The sequence below is a fragment of the Streptomyces sp. NPDC001549 genome, assembly GCF_042894025.1.
GTDB classification, from domain to species: Bacteria; Actinomycetota; Actinomycetes; order Streptomycetales; family Streptomycetaceae; genus Streptomyces; species Streptomyces kutzneri.
On record NZ_JBIAVJ010000019.1, the window covers coordinates 91,251 to 108,450 of the forward strand.

The 17,200-nt window shown below is 71.5% G+C and carries 17 protein-coding genes and 1 riboswitch; of the genes, 2 read left to right on the forward strand and 15 right to left on the reverse strand.

All coding sequences use genetic code 11. The annotated features are described in order from the left end of the window. The first annotated feature begins 62 nt into the window (after window positions 1-62). Window positions 63-1,310 carry a cytochrome P450 gene (locus ACFY04_RS27695; RefSeq protein ID WP_389120648.1) on the forward strand — a complete coding sequence of 416 codons (1,248 nt, stop codon included), beginning with the start codon at window positions 63-65 and terminating at the stop codon, window positions 1,308-1,310. Here ACFY04_RS27695 and ACFY04_RS27700 read toward each other — a convergent pair. The 9 genes from ACFY04_RS27700 to rpsB form a co-directional block, all read right to left on the reverse strand. Further along, the gene (locus ACFY04_RS27700) at window positions 1,307-2,350 is read right to left on the reverse strand and encodes an ABC transporter ATP-binding protein (RefSeq protein WP_389120650.1); all 1,044 of its coding nucleotides are present in this window, start codon (window positions 2,348-2,350) and stop codon (window positions 1,307-1,309) included. The genes ACFY04_RS27695 and ACFY04_RS27700 overlap by 4 nt on opposite strands. After that, the gene (locus tag ACFY04_RS27705) at window positions 2,350-3,966 is read right to left on the reverse strand and encodes an ABC transporter permease (protein WP_389120826.1); all 1,617 of its coding nucleotides are present in this window, start codon (window positions 3,964-3,966) and stop codon (window positions 2,350-2,352) included. Before ACFY04_RS27705 ends, ACFY04_RS27700 begins: the two co-directional genes overlap by 1 nt. A gap of 95 nt (window positions 3,967-4,061) precedes the next feature. Then, the gene (locus ACFY04_RS27710) at window positions 4,062-5,162 is read right to left on the reverse strand and encodes a thiamine ABC transporter substrate binding subunit (RefSeq protein WP_389120653.1); all 1,101 of its coding nucleotides are present in this window, start codon (window positions 5,160-5,162) and stop codon (window positions 4,062-4,064) included. Between the two features lie 83 nt (window positions 5,163-5,245). Further along, window positions 5,246-5,355: riboswitch (TPP riboswitch) on the reverse strand. Window positions 5,356-5,414: 59 nt separating this feature from the next. Further along, window positions 5,415-6,527: a 23S rRNA (adenine(2503)-C(2))-methyltransferase RlmN gene (gene rlmN / locus ACFY04_RS27715; RefSeq protein ID WP_389120655.1), complete on the reverse strand. Its 1,113-nt coding sequence runs from the start codon at window positions 6,525-6,527 to the stop codon at window positions 5,415-5,417. A gap of 93 nt (window positions 6,528-6,620) precedes the next feature. Next, window positions 6,621-7,694, reverse strand: a complete 1,074-nt coding sequence (locus ACFY04_RS27720; RefSeq protein ID WP_389120658.1) for a phosphatidate cytidylyltransferase — start codon at window positions 7,692-7,694, stop codon at window positions 6,621-6,623. Then, window positions 7,694-8,251 (reverse strand): ribosome recycling factor, encoded by a 558-nt coding sequence (gene frr, locus ACFY04_RS27725; RefSeq protein ID WP_030016386.1) that lies wholly within the window; start codon window positions 8,249-8,251, stop codon window positions 7,694-7,696. Before frr ends, ACFY04_RS27720 begins: the two co-directional genes overlap by 1 nt. 93 nt (window positions 8,252-8,344) lie before the next feature. Continuing rightward, on the reverse strand, window positions 8,345-9,124 hold the full coding sequence (gene pyrH / locus ACFY04_RS27730; protein WP_030016384.1) for a UMP kinase: 780 nt from the start codon (window positions 9,122-9,124) through the stop codon (window positions 8,345-8,347). 162 nt (window positions 9,125-9,286) lie between these two features. Then, window positions 9,287-10,123: a translation elongation factor Ts gene (tsf, locus tag ACFY04_RS27735; RefSeq protein WP_389120661.1), complete on the reverse strand. Its 837-nt coding sequence runs from the start codon at window positions 10,121-10,123 to the stop codon at window positions 9,287-9,289. Between the two features lie 135 nt (window positions 10,124-10,258). Beyond that, a complete protein-coding gene (rpsB, locus tag ACFY04_RS27740; protein WP_389120663.1) occupies window positions 10,259-11,164 on the reverse strand; it encodes a 30S ribosomal protein S2 in 906 nt (301 codons plus the stop codon). Window positions 11,165-11,414: 250 nt separating this feature from the next. On the opposite strand from rpsB, the gene ACFY04_RS27745 reads away from it, so the two are divergent. Next, entirely contained in the window at window positions 11,415-11,885 is a 471-nt protein-coding gene (locus ACFY04_RS27745; protein ID WP_389120665.1) for a M23 family metallopeptidase, read from the forward strand. A 33-nt stretch (window positions 11,886-11,918) separates the two neighbouring features. On the opposite strand, the gene ACFY04_RS27750 is transcribed toward ACFY04_RS27745, so the two are convergent. The 6 genes from ACFY04_RS27750 to ACFY04_RS27775 all read right to left on the reverse strand — a co-directional run bounded on the left by ACFY04_RS27750 (window position 11,919) and on the right by ACFY04_RS27775 (window position 17,187). Then, a complete protein-coding gene (locus tag ACFY04_RS27750) occupies window positions 11,919-12,476 on the reverse strand; it encodes a TetR/AcrR family transcriptional regulator (protein WP_389120828.1) in 558 nt (185 codons plus the stop codon). A gap of 52 nt (window positions 12,477-12,528) precedes the next feature. Continuing rightward, a complete protein-coding gene (whiG, locus tag ACFY04_RS27755) occupies window positions 12,529-13,365 on the reverse strand; it encodes an RNA polymerase sigma factor WhiG (protein ID WP_030012408.1) in 837 nt (278 codons plus the stop codon). Between the two features lie 209 nt (window positions 13,366-13,574). Beyond that, complete coding sequence (gene dprA, locus ACFY04_RS27760) at window positions 13,575-14,750, reverse strand: DNA-processing protein DprA (protein WP_389120667.1); 1,176 nt, start codon at window positions 14,748-14,750, stop codon at window positions 13,575-13,577. Then, entirely contained in the window at window positions 14,747-16,381 is a 1,635-nt protein-coding gene (locus ACFY04_RS27765) for a YifB family Mg chelatase-like AAA ATPase (RefSeq protein WP_389120669.1), read from the reverse strand. Before ACFY04_RS27765 ends, dprA begins: the two co-directional genes overlap by 4 nt. Beyond that, the gene (locus ACFY04_RS27770; RefSeq protein WP_389120671.1) at window positions 16,381-16,752 is read right to left on the reverse strand and encodes a YraN family protein; all 372 of its coding nucleotides are present in this window, start codon (window positions 16,750-16,752) and stop codon (window positions 16,381-16,383) included. The genes ACFY04_RS27765 and ACFY04_RS27770 overlap by 1 nt, the downstream gene beginning before the upstream one ends. Window positions 16,753-16,878: 126 nt before the next feature. Next, a complete protein-coding gene (locus ACFY04_RS27775; protein ID WP_005311352.1) occupies window positions 16,879-17,187 on the reverse strand; it encodes a DUF2469 domain-containing protein in 309 nt (102 codons plus the stop codon). Window positions 17,188-17,200 lie beyond the last annotated feature (13 nt).

Below are 17,200 nucleotides of genomic sequence, written 5' to 3' on the forward strand. Positions count from 1 at the left end.
GCCCCCGCGCATCACCGGCCGCGCCGCACCGCGCCCTCCCCCGAGGATCACGAGGACCCGTCATGACACAAGCCCTGCTGCGGGAGATCATCGACTACGCGAACCGCGCGAATCCGTACCCGCTGTACGAGGAACTCCGCAAGACGCCGGTCTCCCACGACGGGGACGGCCCGTACGTCATCAGCACGTACTACGAGATCCACAGCCTCCTGCACGACCCGCGGATCAGCTCCGACGCCAAGAACCTGAAGGCGACCGGGGACGATCCGCTGGGGGGCCAGTCCGACGAGGAGGGGGCGACGCTGCCCCCGTCCTTCCTCAAGCTCGACCCGCCCGACCACGACCGCCTGCGGCGGATGACGAACCGGCCGTTCGGGCCGCCGCACACCCCCCACCGGGTGCACGACATGCGCGACGAACTCGGCGGCCTCGTCTCCGGGCTCATCGACGGCATCGTGGAGACCGGGCAGATGGACCGGATCGACCTCGTCGACCAGTTCGCGTACCCCTTCCCGGTCTCGGTCATCTGCCGGCTGCTCGGCATCCCCCGCGAGGACGAGCCCCGCTTCCACGTGTGGGCGGAGACCCTGGCCGCCAGCCTGGACCCCGACCCGGACGCGGACCCCACGCAGCACGGCAAGGGAACGATGGACGCCCGCATGGAGCTGGGCATGTACCTGGCCGGGCTGATCGAGGAGCGCCGCAAGAAGCCGGGCGACGACATGCTGTCCCAGCTGGCGACGGCGGACGGCCCGGACGGCGCGATGACCACCATGGAGGCGCTCAGCACCTCCGCGCTGCTGCTGATCGCGGGCCACGAGACCACCGTCAACCTCATCACCAACGGGATGCTGACGCTGCTGCGCCACCCGGAGGTCCTCCAGCGGCTGCGCGACGATCCGGACCTGGCCGTCCCGATCGTCGAGGAGCTGCTGCGGTACGAGCCGCCCGTGCAGCTGCTGCCCCAGCGCACCACCCTCTCCGACATCGAGGTCGCCGGTGTCACCATCCCCAAGGGCGCGTCCCTGTGGCTGATGCTGGCCTCCGGGAACCGCGACCCGAAGCGGTTCGAGGACCCGAACCGCTTCGACCCGGACCGCAAGGACATCCAGCACCTCGGCCTCGGCAGCGGGATCCACAGCTGCTTCGGGGCACCGCTGGCCCGGCAGGAGGCCCAGCTGGCGCTGAGCGAGCTGGCCCGCCGGCTGGAGAATCCGCGGCTGCTGGAGGACCCGCCCCAGTACCGCCAGAACGCGGTCCTGCGCGGCCCGCGCCACCTGCCGATCGCGTGCGACGGCATCCGGCCTTAGGGGGTGTCCTGCCGATCAGGCAGTACGACCACCTCGGCGGGGGTGAAGGCCACCTCGACCCGGTCCCCCACGGCCGGCGCCCCCGCCAGCCCGCACTCGGCCTCCAGCACCGGTCCCGCCTCCGGCCGCAGCAGCAGCGCGACGTGCGTGCCGCGGAAGGTGCGGGAGACCACCTCGCAGCGCAGGCCCGACGCGCAGAGCACGACGCCGGCCGGGCGGATCAGCAGCCGCTGCTCCCCCTCGGGCGATCCGGGCGGTACCGGGACCTTGCCCCACGCGGTGGCGGCCCGCGTGCCGGAGACCACGGCGGGGACCACGTTCTCGAAGCCGAGGAACCGCGCGACGAACTCCGACGCGGGCCGCTGCCACACCTCCAGCGGGGTCCCGGCCTGCGCGATCCGGCCGTCCCGCATCACCACCACCCGGTCGGCCAGGGCGAACGCCTCGCCCTGGTCGTGCGTGACGGCCAGCACGGTCGTGCCCAGCCGGGCGAACAGCCCGCGCAGCTCCACCACGAGCCGCTCCCGCAGCCCCCGGTCCAGCTGCCCCAGCGGTTCGTCGAGCATCAGCAGCCGCGGCGACGGTGCCAGCGCCCGGGCCAGCGCCACCCGCTGCTGCTCGCCGCCCGACAGGGAGGCCACCGCCCGGCCCTGGGCCCCGGGCAGCCCGACCAGTTCCAGCAGTTGCGCGACCCGGTCCGCGGACGAGGCCCGTCCGGCTCCCCGCACCCGCAGCCCGAAGGAGACGTTCGCGCCGACGTCGCGGTGCGGGAAGAGCTGGTGGTCCTGGAACATCAGGCCCACGCCCCGCCGGTGCACGGGTACACCGGCCTGGTCGGCCCCGCCCAGCAACACCCGGCCGGCGGACACCTGCTGGAGTCCGGCGACGACCCGCAGCAGCGTGGACTTGCCGCTTCCGCTCGGCCCCAGCACGCACACGACCTCGTGCTCGGCGACCGCGAGGTCCACGCCGTCCAGGGCGTACTGGGCCGCGCGTTCACCGAAGCGGACCGACACCCCCTCCAGCTGAAGCAGTGTCATCAGAACTCTCCGGAGGTCTTGTCGGGCCGCAGTCGCTCCAGCAGCAGCAGGGACACCGCGCACACCAGCATCAGAATCGTGCTCAGGGCCATCGCCTGCCCGTAGTTCAGCTCTCCGGCCCGCCCCAGCAGCCGCGCCACGGCCACCGGCAGCGTCGGCCGGTCCGCCCGCGCGATGAACACGGTCGCGCCGAACTCCCCCAGCGACACGGCGAAGGCGAACCCGGCCGCGATCAGCAGTGCCCGCCGCACCAGCGGAAGGTCCACCTCCCGCCAGGCCCGCAGCGGCGACGCGCCGAGGACCGCGGCGGCCTCCCGCAGCCGCCCGTCCACCGCGCGCAGCACCGGCAGCATGGTCCGTACGACGAAGGGGACACCCACCAGGGCCTGCGCCAGCGGCACCAGGATCCACGAGGTCCGCAGGTCCAGCGGCGGCTCGTCCAGGGTGATCAGGAAGCCGAAGCCCACGGTCACCGCGGACACCCCGAGCGGAAGCATCAGCAGCGCGTCGAAGCCGCGTACGAAGCGGCCCGCGCGCCGGGTCAGGGCCGCGGCCGCCAGTCCCCCGATGACCAGGGCGATCGCGGTGGCGGCGAACGCGTACTGCAGGGAGTTCCAGATCGCCTCCAGCGGGGCCACCAGGAAGGTCCCGCCACCGGCGCCCGCGTCCTGCAGGGCCCGGTAGTAGCCGAGGCCGTAGCCGCCGGGGGTGCCGAAGGACCGCTCGACCAGCACGCCCAGCGGCAGCACGATCAGCAGTGCGACGGTCAGCAGCACCCCGCCCAGCAGCGTGCGCTGCGCCCAGCCGCGCGGCCGGTGCGTGGTACGGCCCGGATCGACCAGCCGCAGCGCGGTCTCGCGCTTGCGGACGGTCCAGGCGTGCACGGCGAGGATCGCGCCGATCGCGGCGAACTGCACCATCGTCAGGACGGCCGCCGTCGGCAGGTCCAGGAGCTGCGCGGTCTGCCGGTAGACCTCCACCTCCAAGGTGGAGTACGAGGGTCCGCCGAGGATCAGTACGACGCCGAAGGAGCTGAAGGTGAACAGGAACACCATCAGCGAGGCGGCGGCCACCGCCGGGGCGAGCGCGGGCAGCGTCACCCGCCGCCAGGCCGTGAACCGCCCGGCGCCCAGCACCCGGGCGGCCTCTTCCTGGCGCGGATCCAGCTGGGCCCACAGCCCGCCGACCGTGCGGACGACAACGGCGTAGTTGAAGAAGACGTGCGCGAGCAGGATCGCCCAGACGGTGGTGTCGAGCCGGACGCCCACCCGTTCGTCCAGCAGGCCGCCCCGCCCCAGCAGCGCGAGGAAGGCGGTGCCGACCACCACGGTCGGCAGCACGAAGGGAACGGTCACCACGGCGCGCAGCAGCTGCTTGCCCGGGAACTCGAAGCGCGCGAAGACGTACGCGGCGGGGAGTGCGATCAGCAGGGTGAGCAGGGTGGAGGCGAACGCCTGCCAGGTGGTGAACCACAGCACGTCGGCGATATCGGGCCGGGACAGCACCTCCGCGAACCGGCCGAACTGCCACCCTTCGCCGGTCTTCAGGCCGCGCCCGACGATCGCGGCGACGGGGTAGGCGAAGAACAGCCCGAAGAAGGCGAGGGGGACGGCCATCAGGGCGAGCCGCACGGCGGTCGCCCGCGCCCCCTCGCGGGGGCCGGAGCCCGGCGCGGCGTCCCCCGGCGCCACGCCCGGCTCCTTGGTACCGCTTACTTCACGACGAGCGCGGTCCATGCCTTGACCCACTGCTCACGGTTCTTGGCGATGGTCTCGGGAGCCACGTTCTCCGGCTTCTCGACCACCACGCCGTGCTTGGTGAACAGCTCCGGCAGGGCGGCGTCCTTCGTCACGGGGTTCACGAACATCTGGAGCGGCATGTCCTCCTGGAACTTCTTGCTGACCAGGAAGTCCACCAGGGCCTTGCCGCCCTCCTCGTTCTTGGCGCCCTTGAGCAGACCCGCGAACTCGATCTGGCGGAAGCAGGTGCCGGTGGAGACGCCCGTGGGGGCCTCGGCCGGCTGCGGCTCGCCGTACAGGACCTCGACCGGCGGGCTGGAGGCGTAGGAGACGACCAGCGGGCGGTCGCCCTTGGCCTTCTTGCCGCCCGCGGAACCGGAGAAGCGCTCGTTGTAGGCCTGCTCCCAGCCGTCGACGACCTCGACGCCGTTGGCCTTCAGCTTGCTCCAGTAGTCCTTCCAGCCGTCCTCGCCGTACTTGCCGACGGAGGCGAGCAGGAAGCCGAGGCCGGGCGAGGAGGTCGCGGCGTTCTCGGTGACCAGGAGGTTCTTGTACTCCGGCTTGATCAGGTCGTCCAGCGTCTGCGGCGGGGCGATCTTCTTCTCGGCGAAGTACGCCTTGTCGTAGTTGACGCAGATGTCACCGGAGTCGATCGGGGTGACGCGGTGCTCCTTGTCGAGCACGTACTCGGGCTTCACCTCGGCCAGGCCCTTGGCCTCGTACGGGGTGAAGATGCCGTTGTCGAGGGCGCGCGAGAGGAGGGTGTTGTCCACGCCGAAGAAGACGTCACCGCGCGGGGAGCCCTTGGTGAGGATCTCCTGGTTCAGCGCGGCGCCCGCGTCCCCGGACTTCAGCACCTTGACCGTGTAGCCGCTCTGCTGCTCGAACTCCTTGAGGACCGTGTCGGTCACGTTGAAGGAGTCGTGGGAGACGAGCGTGACGGTCTTGGACTTCGGGGCGTCGCTCGCGCCCGCGGCCTTGTCCTTGGCGTCGCCGCCGCCGCAGGCGCTGAGCGTGGTCACGCCCAGCGCGGCCGCGAGTGCGACGCCCGCCAGCTTCTTGGTGGTGCTCATTGGTGAATTCCTCCTGGGATGTCCAGGAGAAGACGCGGCCCTGCCCGGCGCTGCGAGAGCGGACGCCGGGCAGGGCGCAACAGCAAGAGTGGTGACCGAACTTCCTACCCCGAATGACCGGGGCGAGGTTCAGAGGGTCTGCGGATGACGGATACCGCACTCTCAGCGCTGTGGCGCTCCCCTGTCGGAATATGAAATTTGGTTCGGCCACAGGGTACCCCGTGGCCGAATCGCATCGAACAGAAGCGGAATCTAGCGCTCCGAGGCGGCCAGCTGGCCGCACGCGCCGTCGATCTCCTGGCCACGGGTGTCCCGTACGGTCACCGGCACGCCGTGGCGGGCGATGGCCTCCACGAAGGCCTTCTCGTCCTCGGGCCGCGAGGCGGTCCACTTGGAGCCCGGCGTCGGGTTGAGCGGGATCAGGTTGACGTGCACACGCTTGCCCTTGAGCAGCTTGCCCAGGAGGTCACCGCGCCAGGCCTGGTCGTTGATGTCGCGGATCAGGGCGTACTCGATCGAGATCCGGCGGCCGGACTTCTCGGCGTACTCCCAGGCCGCGCCGAGCACCTCGCGGACGTTCCAGCGGGTGTTCACGGGGACGAGGGTGTCGCGCAGCTCGTCGTCGGGCGCGTGCAGCGAGACGGCCAGACGGCACTTGAAGCCCTCGTCGGCGAAGCGCAGCATTGCCGGGACCAGGCCGACGGTGGAGACGGTGATACCGCGCTGCGACAGGCCCAGGCCGTCGGGCTCCGGGTCGGTGAGCCGGCGGATGGCGCCGACCACGCGGTTGTAGTTGGCGAGCGGCTCGCCCATGCCCATGAAGACGATGTTCGACAGCCGCGCCGGGCCGCCGGGGACCTCGCCGTCGCGCAGCGCGCGCATGCCGTCGACGATCTGGTGCACGATCTCGGCGGTGGACAGGTTGCGGTCCAGGCCCGCCTGGCCGGTGGCACAGAACGGGCAGTTCATGCCGCAGCCGGCCTGCGAGGAGATGCACATGGTGACCCGGTCGGGGTAGCGCATCAGCACGGACTCGACGAGCGTGCCGTCGTGCAGCTTCCACAGGGTCTTGCGGGTGGTGTCGTCGTCGCACGAGATGTGCCGGATGACGCTCATCAGGTCCGGCAGCAGCTCCTGCTGGAGCTTCTCCCGCGAGCCGGCCGGGATGTCGGTCCACTCGGCCGGGTCGTGCGCGTACCGGGCGAAGTAGTGCTGGGAGAGCTGCTTGGCCCGGAACGGCTTCTCGCCGATCGCGGCGACCGCCTCGCGGCGCTCGGCCGGGGTCAGGTCGGCAAGGTGCCGGGGCGGCTTCTTGGTTCCGCGAGGGGCGACGAAGGTGAGCTCTCCCGGAACGGGGCGGGCCATGGCAGGTACTCCTTGTAAGACGAAAGGCGCGCCGCAGAAGCAGCGCGCCTTGCAAGAGTAACCGCCCGGCGTCCTGCGACGCCTTTTCGCAGGTCAGCCGGTGCCGACGAAGGCCGCCAGCAGCAGCCACACCACGGGGGCCGTCGGAAGCAGGGAGTCCAGCCGGTCCATGATGCCGCCGTGTCCCGGCAGCAGGGTGCCCATGTCCTTGATGCCCAGGTCCCGCTTGATCATCGACTCGCCCAGGTCACCCAGGGTGGCGCTGACCGCGACCGCGAGGCCCAGCAGCAGGCCCTGCCACCAGGAGCCGCCGTCGATCAGGAACTCCATGCACAGCGCGCCGGCCGCCATCGCGAAGGCCACCGCGCCGAACAGTCCCTCGCGGGTCTTGCCGGGGCTGATGCGCGGCGCCAGCTTGGTCTTGCCGAAGCGCCAGCCGACCGCGTAGGCCCCGGTGTCGCTGACCACGGTCAGGAGCAGGAAGGTGATCACGCGCTGGGGACCGTCGTCGGCGGTGAGCAGCATCGCGACGAAGGTGGCCAGGAAGGGCACGTAGAACGCCGCGAAGGCGCCCGCCGTGACGTCCTTGAGGTAGTCCTCGGGTGGTTCGGTCATCCGCCACACCAGGACCGCCAGCACGGTCAGGGCCATGGCGACCCAGGCGCCCTCGGCCCCCCGGACGTATCCGGCGATGACCATGGCGGCGCCGCCGACCGCGAGCGGGACCAGGGGGGCCTTGATGCCCTTCTGCTCCTGCAGCCGGGAGGTGAGCTCCCACAGGCCGACGACGACCGCGACGACGATGACGCCGACGAAGACGGCCTTGACGATCAGCAGCGAGGCGAAGATCACCGCGCCGAGACCCACGCCCACCCCTATGGCGGCACGCAGATCCCGGCCCGCGCGCTTCTTCGGCGGCGGCGAGGCGTCCTGCGGCTGCTGGGCATGCGGAGGCGGGGGGCTGGGCATGGGCTCCTGCGGCGGCGTATCGGCGCGGAAGAGGGGGCCGCTGTCGGCGGCGACCCCCCGATCGCGTGCTTCCCGGTCGTCGAAGTCACGGCCGGCGGCATCGGGCACGATGGGCATGGGCCGAGTGTGCGGGCCCACCTGCGCATCGTATGCGGGACCCGCCGGAACCGGCTCCGGCTGCCAGGAAGTGTCGTTCATCAGACTTCGAGGAGCTCGGCTTCCTTGTGCTTCAGGAGCTCGTCCACCTGCGCGACGTACTTCGCGGTGGTGTCGTCGAGCTCCTTCTCCGCGCGGCGCACCTCGTCCTCGCCGGCCTCCTTGTCCTTGACCAGCTTGTCAAGGGCGTCCTTGGCCTTGCGGCGGACGGCGCGGAGCGAGATCTTCGAGTCCTCGGCCTTGGTGCGCGCGACCTTGATGTACTCCTTGCGGCGGTCCTGCGTCAGCTCGGGGAAGGTCACCCGGATGATGCTGCCGTCGTTGCTCGGGTTGACACCGAGGTCGGAGTCGCGGATCGCCTGCTCGATGTTGCGCAGGGCGCTCTTGTCGAACGGGGTCACGATCGCCATGCGCGGCTCGGGCACCGAGAAGGAGGCGAGCTGGTTGATGGGCGTGATGGCGCCGTAGTACTCCGCCACGATCTTGTTGAACATCGCCGGGTGCGCACGGCCGGTGCGAATCGCGGCGAAGTCTTCCTTGGCGACGACGACGGCCTTTTCCATCTTCTCCTCGGCCTCGAGGAGGATCTCTTCGGTCACCACGTGCTCCTGCATGTCAGATATGGATGGTTCAGGCGGGCGGGCGGGGCCGGCGAGCCGGCCTGCGGCTCGCTCGGTCCGGCAGCGGACTGCTCAGGCCCGGGTTTCCTGGTCGCTCACGAGCGTGCCGATCTTCTCACCCTTGACGGCGCGGGCGATATTGCCCTCGGCGAGGAGCTCGAAAACAAGGATCGGCAGCTTATTGTCGCGGCAGAGCGTGATCGCGGTGGCGTCGGCGACCTTGAGGTCGCGGGAGAGGACCTCGCTGTACTCCAGCGCGTCGAACTTCACCGCGTCCGGGTTCTTCTTCGGGTCGGAGTCGTAGACCCCGTCGACACCGTTCTTGCCCATGAGCAGGGCCTCGGCGTCGATCTCCAGGGCGCGCTGGGCGGCCGTGGTGTCGGTGGAGAAGTAGGGCATGCCCATGCCGGCGCCGAAGATGACGACGCGGCCCTTCTCCAGGTGCCGCACGGCACGCAGCGGGATGTACGGCTCCGCGACCTGGCCCATGGTGATGGCCGTCTGCACGCGGGAGTCGATGCCCTCCTTCTCCAGGAAGTCCTGGAGCGCGAGGCAGTTCATGACGGTACCCAGCATGCCCATGTAGTCGGACCGGGCCCGGTCCATGCCGCGCTGCTGGAGTTCGGCGCCGCGGAAGAAGTTGCCGCCGCCGATCACGACGGCGATCTCCGCGCCGTCGCGGACCACCGCGGCGATCTCGCGCGCGATGGCGTGGACGACGTCGGGATCGACGCCCAGTCCTCCGCCACCGGAGAAGGCCTCGCCCGACAGCTTCAGCATGAAGCGGCGGCCCTTCTTGTCCTGGTCGCTCTTGTCGTCGGATGCGGTGTGGGGGTCCACGCCCTGATTCATGGAGATCTCCTCGTGCACATACGAAGAAGGCCATTGCCGGTGGGTCCTTGCGGTTCCCTCTACGGCAATGGCCTCCTCGTCAGATCTGCGGTCGTCTCGCGCAAGCGCGGACGACTGCCTCAGACCCTACCGGGGTCCGGTGTCCGTCGCGTACGGACGGACTCAGATGCCGACCTTGATGCGGGTGAAGCGCTTCAGGGTGACACCGGCCTCGTCCAGAACCTTCTGGACGGACTTCTTGTTGTCCAGGGCGTACGCCTGGCCGAGCAGCGTGGCGTCCTTGAAGAAGCCGTTGACGCGACCCTCGACGATCTTCGCGATGGCAGCCTCGGGCTTGCCCTCCGCGCGGGTGACCTCTTCGGCGATGCGACGCTCGGACTCGACCTTCTCGGCCGGGACGTCCTCGGCGGACAGCCACTGCGGGGCGAACGCGGCGATGTGCTGCGCGACGCCGCGGGCGACCTCGGCGTTCTCCTTGTCGAGCTCGACCAGGACGCCGATCTGGAACGGCAGGTCGGGCATCGTGCGGTGCATGTACGCAGCCACGTAGCCGCCGCTGAACTGCGCGAAGCGGTCCAGGACGATCTTCTCGCCGAGGTTGGCGTTGGCCTCGTCGACGAAAGCGGTGACGGTCTTGCCGGGCTCGATCTCGGACGCGAGCAGCGCCTCGATGTCGGCCGGGGAGGTGGCGGCCACGTGGGCAGCCAGCTGGTTGGCGACGGCCAGGAACTTCTCGCCCTTGGCGACGAAGTCGGTCTCGCACTTCAGCTCGACGATGACACCGGAGGTGTTGTCGTCGGCGATGAGGGAGACGACCGCACCGTTCTCGGCAGAACGGCCCTCGCGCTTGGCGACGCCCTTCTGACCCTTGATGCGGAGCGCTTCCTGGGCCTTCTCGACGTCACCGTCGGCGTCCACGAGCGCGTTCTTGCAGTCCAGCATGCCGGCGCCGGTGAGCTCGCGGAGCTTCTTGACGTCAGCGGCGGTGTAGTTCGCCATGAGTCTGTGATTCTCTCTCGAAGTCGTAGATCTACGGGTGAACGGCGGAGGTGCCGCGCTGTTGGCGCGGCTCCCCCGCCGTCATCGTCCGTACTGCGAGTGCCCGGCGGGTGAACGCCGGGCGCCCTCAGTGGGTCAGGCCTGCTCGGCGTCGGCGGCCGGGGCCTCGACGGCCTCGGCGGCCGGGGCCTCGACAGCCTCGACAGCCTCGGCGGCCGGGGCAGCGGCCTCGGCCGGGGCGGCCTCGGCGTCGTCGGCCTTCTTCTCGCCCTCAAGCAGGTCGCGCTCCCACTCGGCGAGCGGCTCGGCGGCGGCCTTCTCGCCCGGCTTCGAGTCGCCGGTCGCAGCGCCGGAGCGGGCGATGAGGCCCTCGGCGACGGCGTCGGCGATCACGCGGGTGAGCAGGGTGACGGAACGGATCGCGTCGTCGTTGCCCGGGATCTTGTAGTCGACCTCGTCGGGGTCGCAGTTGGTGTCGAGGATCGCGACGACCGGGATGTGGAGCTTGCGCGCCTCACCGACGGCGATGTGCTCCTTCTTGGTGTCGACGATCCAGACGGCGCTGGGAACCTTCGACATCTCGCGGATACCACCGAGGGTCTTCTCCAGCTTGGTCTTCTCGCGGGAGAGGACCAGGAGCTCCTTCTTGGTGAGACCCGAGGCGGCGACGTCCTCGAAGTCGATCGCCTCAAGCTCCTTCAGACGCTGAAGGCGCTTGTAGACGGTGGAGAAGTTGGTGAGCATGCCACCCAGCCAGCGCTGGTTGACGTACGGCATACCAACGCGCGTCGCCTGCTCGGCGATGGCCTCCTGGGCCTGCTTCTTGGTACCGACGAACATGATGGAGCCACCGTGCGCGACGGTCTCCTTCACGAACTCGTAGGCGCGGTCGATGTACGACAGCGACTGCAGCAGGTCGATGATGTAGATGCCGTTGCGCTCCGTGAAGATGAAGCGCTTCATCTTCGGGTTCCAACGGCGGGTCTGGTGACCGAAGTGGACGCCGCTTTCCAGCAGCTCCCGCATCGTGACGACGGCCATGGCCATCTCCTTGGTTTCTCGGTTTGGTTCCTGACGCCCCACCGCGCCCTGCCCCCATGAGGGACCGAGAGACGCTGTCACCTGGCTGTTTAAGCCTGGCGCCGGGGCGTGCGAAGTCGACCCGGTGACCCGGATCGCCACAAGAAGTGTACGGGACCCGGCGGTATGCCGGGTGACGCCGTTGTCCACAGCGCCGCGGCCGTCCACAGGCCGGAGCGGCGGCCCGGGGGTGCGCGGGACGCTGGGGTCCATGACGACCTTGCTGCTCAGCCTGCTCCTGGCCCTGGCCCAGTCGGTTCCTCCCGGGGTCCGCCCACTGCCCGCCCCACTGTCGGTGGCCCGCTGGTGGGACCCGCCGCCGACCCCCTACGCGGCCGGTCACCGCGGTGTGGACCTGTCCGCGCCGGTGGGCGCGGAGCTCCGGGCGGTCGCGGCCGGCCGGGTCCACTACGCCGGGCTCGTCGCCGGGCGCGGAGTGCTCTCGCTGGCCCTGCCGAACGGGCTGCGCACCACCTACGAGCCGGTCCGGCCCCTGGTCACGGAGGGCGAGCAGGTCGCGGCAGGCCAGGTGGTGGCGGTTCTGACGGAGGGCTCGCACTGCCCGGCGCCGTGCCTGCACTGGGGTCTTCTGGCGGGCGAGACCTATCTCAACCCGCTGAGCCTCCTCCCCCGCCCGACACCCCGCCTCCTGCCGGCCGGGTCCAGCGCCGCGGGCGTTTGAGGTGCGGGATCCGGGGCGGAGCCCCGGGGGACCTCAGCCCTGGACGCCCCGCAGGGCCATGGCCACGGCGGCCTCCGTCACGACGGCGGGATCCTCGGCCGCGCCGAGCTCGATCCGCCGCACAGCAGCGTCCACGACCCCCTGCAACAGCATCGCGGCCAGCCGCGGCTCCGCGTGCCCCAGGGAGCTCAGCGCCTCGACGATCATCGCCACGAGACCGCCGTGGGCCGCGCGGATCTTCTCGCGGGCCCCCGCGTCGAGCTCGCTGGCCGAGATGGCCACGACCGCCCGGTGCCGCCGGTCGCCCACCAGCCCCAACTGGCTGCGTACGTAGGCCTCGATCTTCTCCTCCGGCGACGGGGCCTGCTCCATCGCCGCTTCGATCTCGGCGGCCCATACGGGGAAGTCCACTGCGCACAGTTCTTCGACCACGGCGGCGCGGGAGCGGAAGTACTCGTACACGGAGGACCGGGCGAGCCCGGTGCGCTCCGCGAGGGCGGGGAAGGTCAGCGCCTCCGTCCCGCCTTCGGACAGCAGGGACCGGGCAGCGTCCAAGAGGGCGCCGCGCTGCATCGACCGGTGCTCGGCCACGGAGGCCGCTCGAATCCTGGGCACGCATCCACTGTACGGAGGTGGCGCAAGCTCACCTCCCCACATCTGCCAACTTTGCGCGCAACTGCAGAACGGACTTGGTGTGGATCTGGCTGACCCGGCTCTCGGTGACGCCGAGGACATTGCCGATCTCGGCCAGCGTGAGGCCCTCGTAGTAGTAGAGGGTCACCACGGTCTTCTCCCGCTCGGGCAGCGTGTTGATGGCCCGCGCCAGCAGGCGCCGCAGCTCGCGGTCCTCGGCCACCGCCACCGGGTTGTCGGCGGCGGTGTCCTCCAGGGTGTCCATCAGCGAGAGGCGGTCGCCGCCCTCCCCGCCGACGTGCAGCAGCTCCTCCAGGGCGACCACGTTGGCCAGCGACAACTGGCTGAAGACGGTGTGGAGATCCTCCACCCCGATCCCCATCTCCCCGGCCACCTCGCTCTCCGTCGGGGTGCGCCGCAGCTGGGCCTCCAGCGTGGCGTAGGCCCGTTCCACGGCGCGCGCCTTCTGCCGGACCGAGCGCGGGATCCAGTCCAGCGCCCGCAGCTCGTCGATCATCGCGCCGCGGATGCGGGTGATCGCGTACGTCTCGAACTTGATCGACCGGTCGATGTCGAACTTCTCGATGGCGTCGATCAGCCCGAAGACCCCGGAGGAGACGAAGTCGGCCTGCTCCACGTTGGGCGGCAGGCCCACGCTGACGCGGCCGGCCACGTACTTCACCAGGGGCGAGTAGTGCAGGATCAGCTGCTCCCGCAGCCGCTCGTCACCCGATTCCTTGTACGAGCGCCACAGCACCTCCAGGGACGAGGGCGCGGTGGACCGCACGCTGCCTCTGGCAGCGGGGGGCACCGCAGCGCGGTCGGACCCTGAGGTGTGCTGGGGCATGCTTCGCCTTTGCCGGAGCCGGATTCCTTGGGAGCGTAGCGTGACGAGAGTGTCGCGGTGCGCGAAGAGTACGGGATGGCGCGGGGGCCGGGAGGCGCCCGGACTCGCGCGGGCGACCCGGGACCGGCGCCTGGCGCTCGGTCCCGGCGACCGCCACCGGGAAGACCGCGTCTCTCATCGGTTTCACTCTTTCACCGGAACACCCCAGGTCAACGACCGCCTCGCCGTGCAGCTCCGGTTTGTGTGCCTCCTCCAGCCGTTTGTCTGCTCAACTGCCAGCCGTCGCCCTGCCGTTCGACGAACCCCAGAGAGTGAAGTTCGTACAGTCTGCCGATGACTTCATCGGCGCCGGTGCCGGAGGCAAGTGCCAGCTCGGCCACGCCCGCCGGGCGGCCGGCGGGCAGCGCTTCGAGCACACGGGCGGTGTCCGGGTCCAGCAGGTCCCGGGCGAGCACCGGGCCGCGCCGCTCGGGAGCCAGCTCGCCCATGGCCCCGACCAGCTCGACCACCTCGGCCGCGTCGGTGACGACCACGGCCTCGCCCCGCAGCAGTTCGTGCACCCCGGCGGAGAGCCCGCTGGTGGCGGGTCCGGGGACGCCCATCGTGAACCGCCCCAGGCACTGCGCCCGCCGGGCCGTGACCAGGGAACCACTGCGGTGCGCGGCCTCCACGACGACCGTGCCCCGGGTGAGGGCGGCGATGACCCGGTTGCGCAGGACGAACCGGCTGCGTGTCGGGTGGCTGCCCGGTGGCAGCTCCCCGAGGATCAGCCCCTGCCCGGCGATCCGGCCGAGCAGCCCGGCGTGTCCGCGCGGGTAGGCGACGTCCACCCCGCAGGCCAGCACCGCCGCGGTCGCGCCGCCCGAGGCGAGGGCCCCTCGGTGGGCGGCGCCGTCGATCCCGAACGCGGCGCCGGACACCACGACCCAGCCCCGCTCGGCGAGTCCGGCGGCCAGGGTCTGGGCCATGTGCGCGCCGTACGGGGTGCAGGCGCGGGCCCCGACCACGGAGACCGAACGCAGTGCCCAGGTGCGGAGGTTCGGCCGGCCCCGCAGCCACAGCCCGACGGGCCTCTCGTCGCCCAGGTCGTCGAGCTGGGTCGGCCACTGCGCCGATCCCGGGTGGACGAACCGGCCCCCCGCCTCGGCGGCATCCGCGAGGTCCCGCTCGGGATCGGCCAGCGCGGCGCGTCTGCGGTACCCGGCGAGCCGCTCGGGCCCCACGCCGGACGGAGTGTCCGGCTCCGCCCCGGGGTCGGTCAGCAGCCGCATCAGCCGCACCGCGCCGAACTCCCGCAGCCACCGCCCGCCGTGCGCGTCGCCGGGCTCCAGCACCCGGGTGAGCGCCGCCCGCGCCAGCAGTTCCGCGTCCCCGGAGCCGGTCATGTCCCGGCCCCCGGCAGCGACATCGCCCCGCGGGCGATCCCGGTCCGCAGCTCCAGCGCCACGGCCACGTCCAGCGCCTCGGGCCGGTCCCGCCCCCGCAGGTCGGCCACGGTCCAGGCGACCCGCAGCACCCGGTCCAGCCCGCGCGCGGTGAGCAGCCCCCGTTCCAGATCGCGCTCGGCGGGGGCCAGCGCGCCGGGCCCGGCCCGCCACCGGGTGCGCAGTTCCTGCCCGGGCACTTCGGAGTTGAGCCGCCACGGCGTGTCGGCGAGCCGGGCCGCGGCGCGCTCCCGGGCCTGACGCACCCGGTCGGCGACCACCGCGGTGGATTCCCCGCGGCCGCCCTGCCCCAGCAGGTCGCAGCGGGTCACCGGCTCGACCTCCACCCTCAGGTCCACCCGGTCGAGCAACGGCCCGGACAGCCGCGCCTGGTAACGCCGGATCACCGAAGGCGGGCATTCGCAGCCGGCTCCGTGCAGGGTGTGGCGCCCGCACGGGCACGGGTTGGCTGCGAGCACCATCAGGAACCTGGCGGGCAGCCTTACCACTCCGGCGGCGCGGGCGATGACCACGTGCCCCGATTCGAGGGGCTGGCGCAGCGCGTCCAGCGCCCGGCTGTGGAACTCCGCGGCCTCGTCCAGAAAGAGAACGCCGCGGTGTGCCAGGGAGACCGCCCCGGGCCTGGGGATCCCGGTCCCGCCGCCCACCAAGGACTGCATGGTCGCCGAATGGTGCGGCGCGCAGTAGGGCGCTCTGGCGACCAGCGGTTCGCCGGGCGGGAGGATTCCCGCGACCGAGTGGACGGCCGTGACCTCCACGGAATCCCGACGGGTGAGCGGCGGCAGGAGCCAGGGCAGCCGCTCGGCGAGCATGGTCTTGCCCGCTCCGGGCGGTCCGCTGAGGAAGAGGTGGTGTCCCCCGGCGGCCGCCACCTCCAGGGCGCGGCGCGCCGTGTGCTGCCCGGCCACGTCCGCGAGGTCGGGGAAGTCCGTGCCGTCCTCCCGGCCGGGCCGGCCCCGGGCGAGCCCCGTGCCCAGTCCCGCCCCCGGGACGAGCAGTCCGGCCAGCATCGGGTCCGGCCTGCCGGGCGGGTCGCAGGGTTCCTCCTCGGGGACCTCCCCGCCGGTCAGCACCGCGATGAGCTGGCGCAGGCTGCGTACGCCGAGGACCGAGACGTCCGGTACGAGCGCGGCCTCGGCCGCGCACTGCTGCGGCACCACCACCTGCCGGTAGCCGGCCTCCGCCGCGGCGAGTACCGCCGGCAGGATCCCGCGGACCGGGCGCACCCGGCCGTCCAGCCCCAGTTCCCCGATCAGGACGAGGTCGGCGATCGCGCCCGGGTCGACCACCTCGGCGGCCCCGAGCACGGCCGCCGCGACGGCCAGGTCGAAGCCGGCGCCGGATTTCGGAACGGAGGCCGGGCTCAGCCCGACCGTGAGCTTCTTCTGCGGCCAGGCCGCCCCCGAGTTGACCACGGCCGCCCGCACCCGGTCCCGGCTCTCGACCAGGGTCTTGTCCGGCAGCCCCACCAGGGTGAAGGCGGCCACGCCGGGCTCCAGGTCGGCCTGCACCTCGACCACCACGCCGTCGACGCCGACCAGGGCCACCGAGCAGGCCCGCGCGAACCCCATCAGGCCACCCCCCTGACGTGTTCCACCAGGGGGGCGCCGCGCCGCGGCAGCAGGACCCCGACGAGGTCGATGCGCACCCCGCCCGGGGGTGGTCCGCCGTGGTCGGCGAGCCAGCGCCCGGCGAGCGAGCGTAAGCGCTCGGCCTTGGCGGGCCGTACGGCGGCCATGGGATGCTCGAACTCGCCCGCGCGGCGGGTCTTGACCTCGCACACGACGAGGGCGTCCCCGTCCCGGGCGACGATGTCGATCTCGCCGCCGCGGCACCGCCAGTTCCGCGCGATCACGGTCATCCCGGCCTCGGTCAGCCGCCGTGCCGCGAGTTCCTCGCCGTACCGCCCCAATGCCTGCTGTGCCACGCCCTTCGCGTTCATCCGGCACCACCTCCGGCACCGACGGTCCCGCACCCCCGCCCACTTTGTGGATCTTGGTGGACGGACCGGCCGTTGTGGACAACCGCCTCACCCTTGCGGGTGAGGCGGCCCGGCCGGTGCCGGCCCTCAGCTGCCGGGCAGTTCGAGATCGCTCTTGTTGAGCTCCTCGATGTTCACGTCCTTGAAGGTCAGCACCCGCACCTGCTTCACGAAGCGGGCCGGCCGGTACATGTCCCAGACCCAGGCGTCGGCCATGGAGACCTCGAAGAACACCTCCCCCTGAACCGAATGCACCTGCATCTCGTAGTCGTTCGTGAGGTAGAAACGGCGCTCCGTCTCGATCACATACTTGAACAGCCCGACGACGTCGCGGTACTCCCGATAGAGCTTCAGCTCCATCTCGGTCTCGTACTTTTCGAGGTCCTCGGCACTCATGGCATGTTCCCCT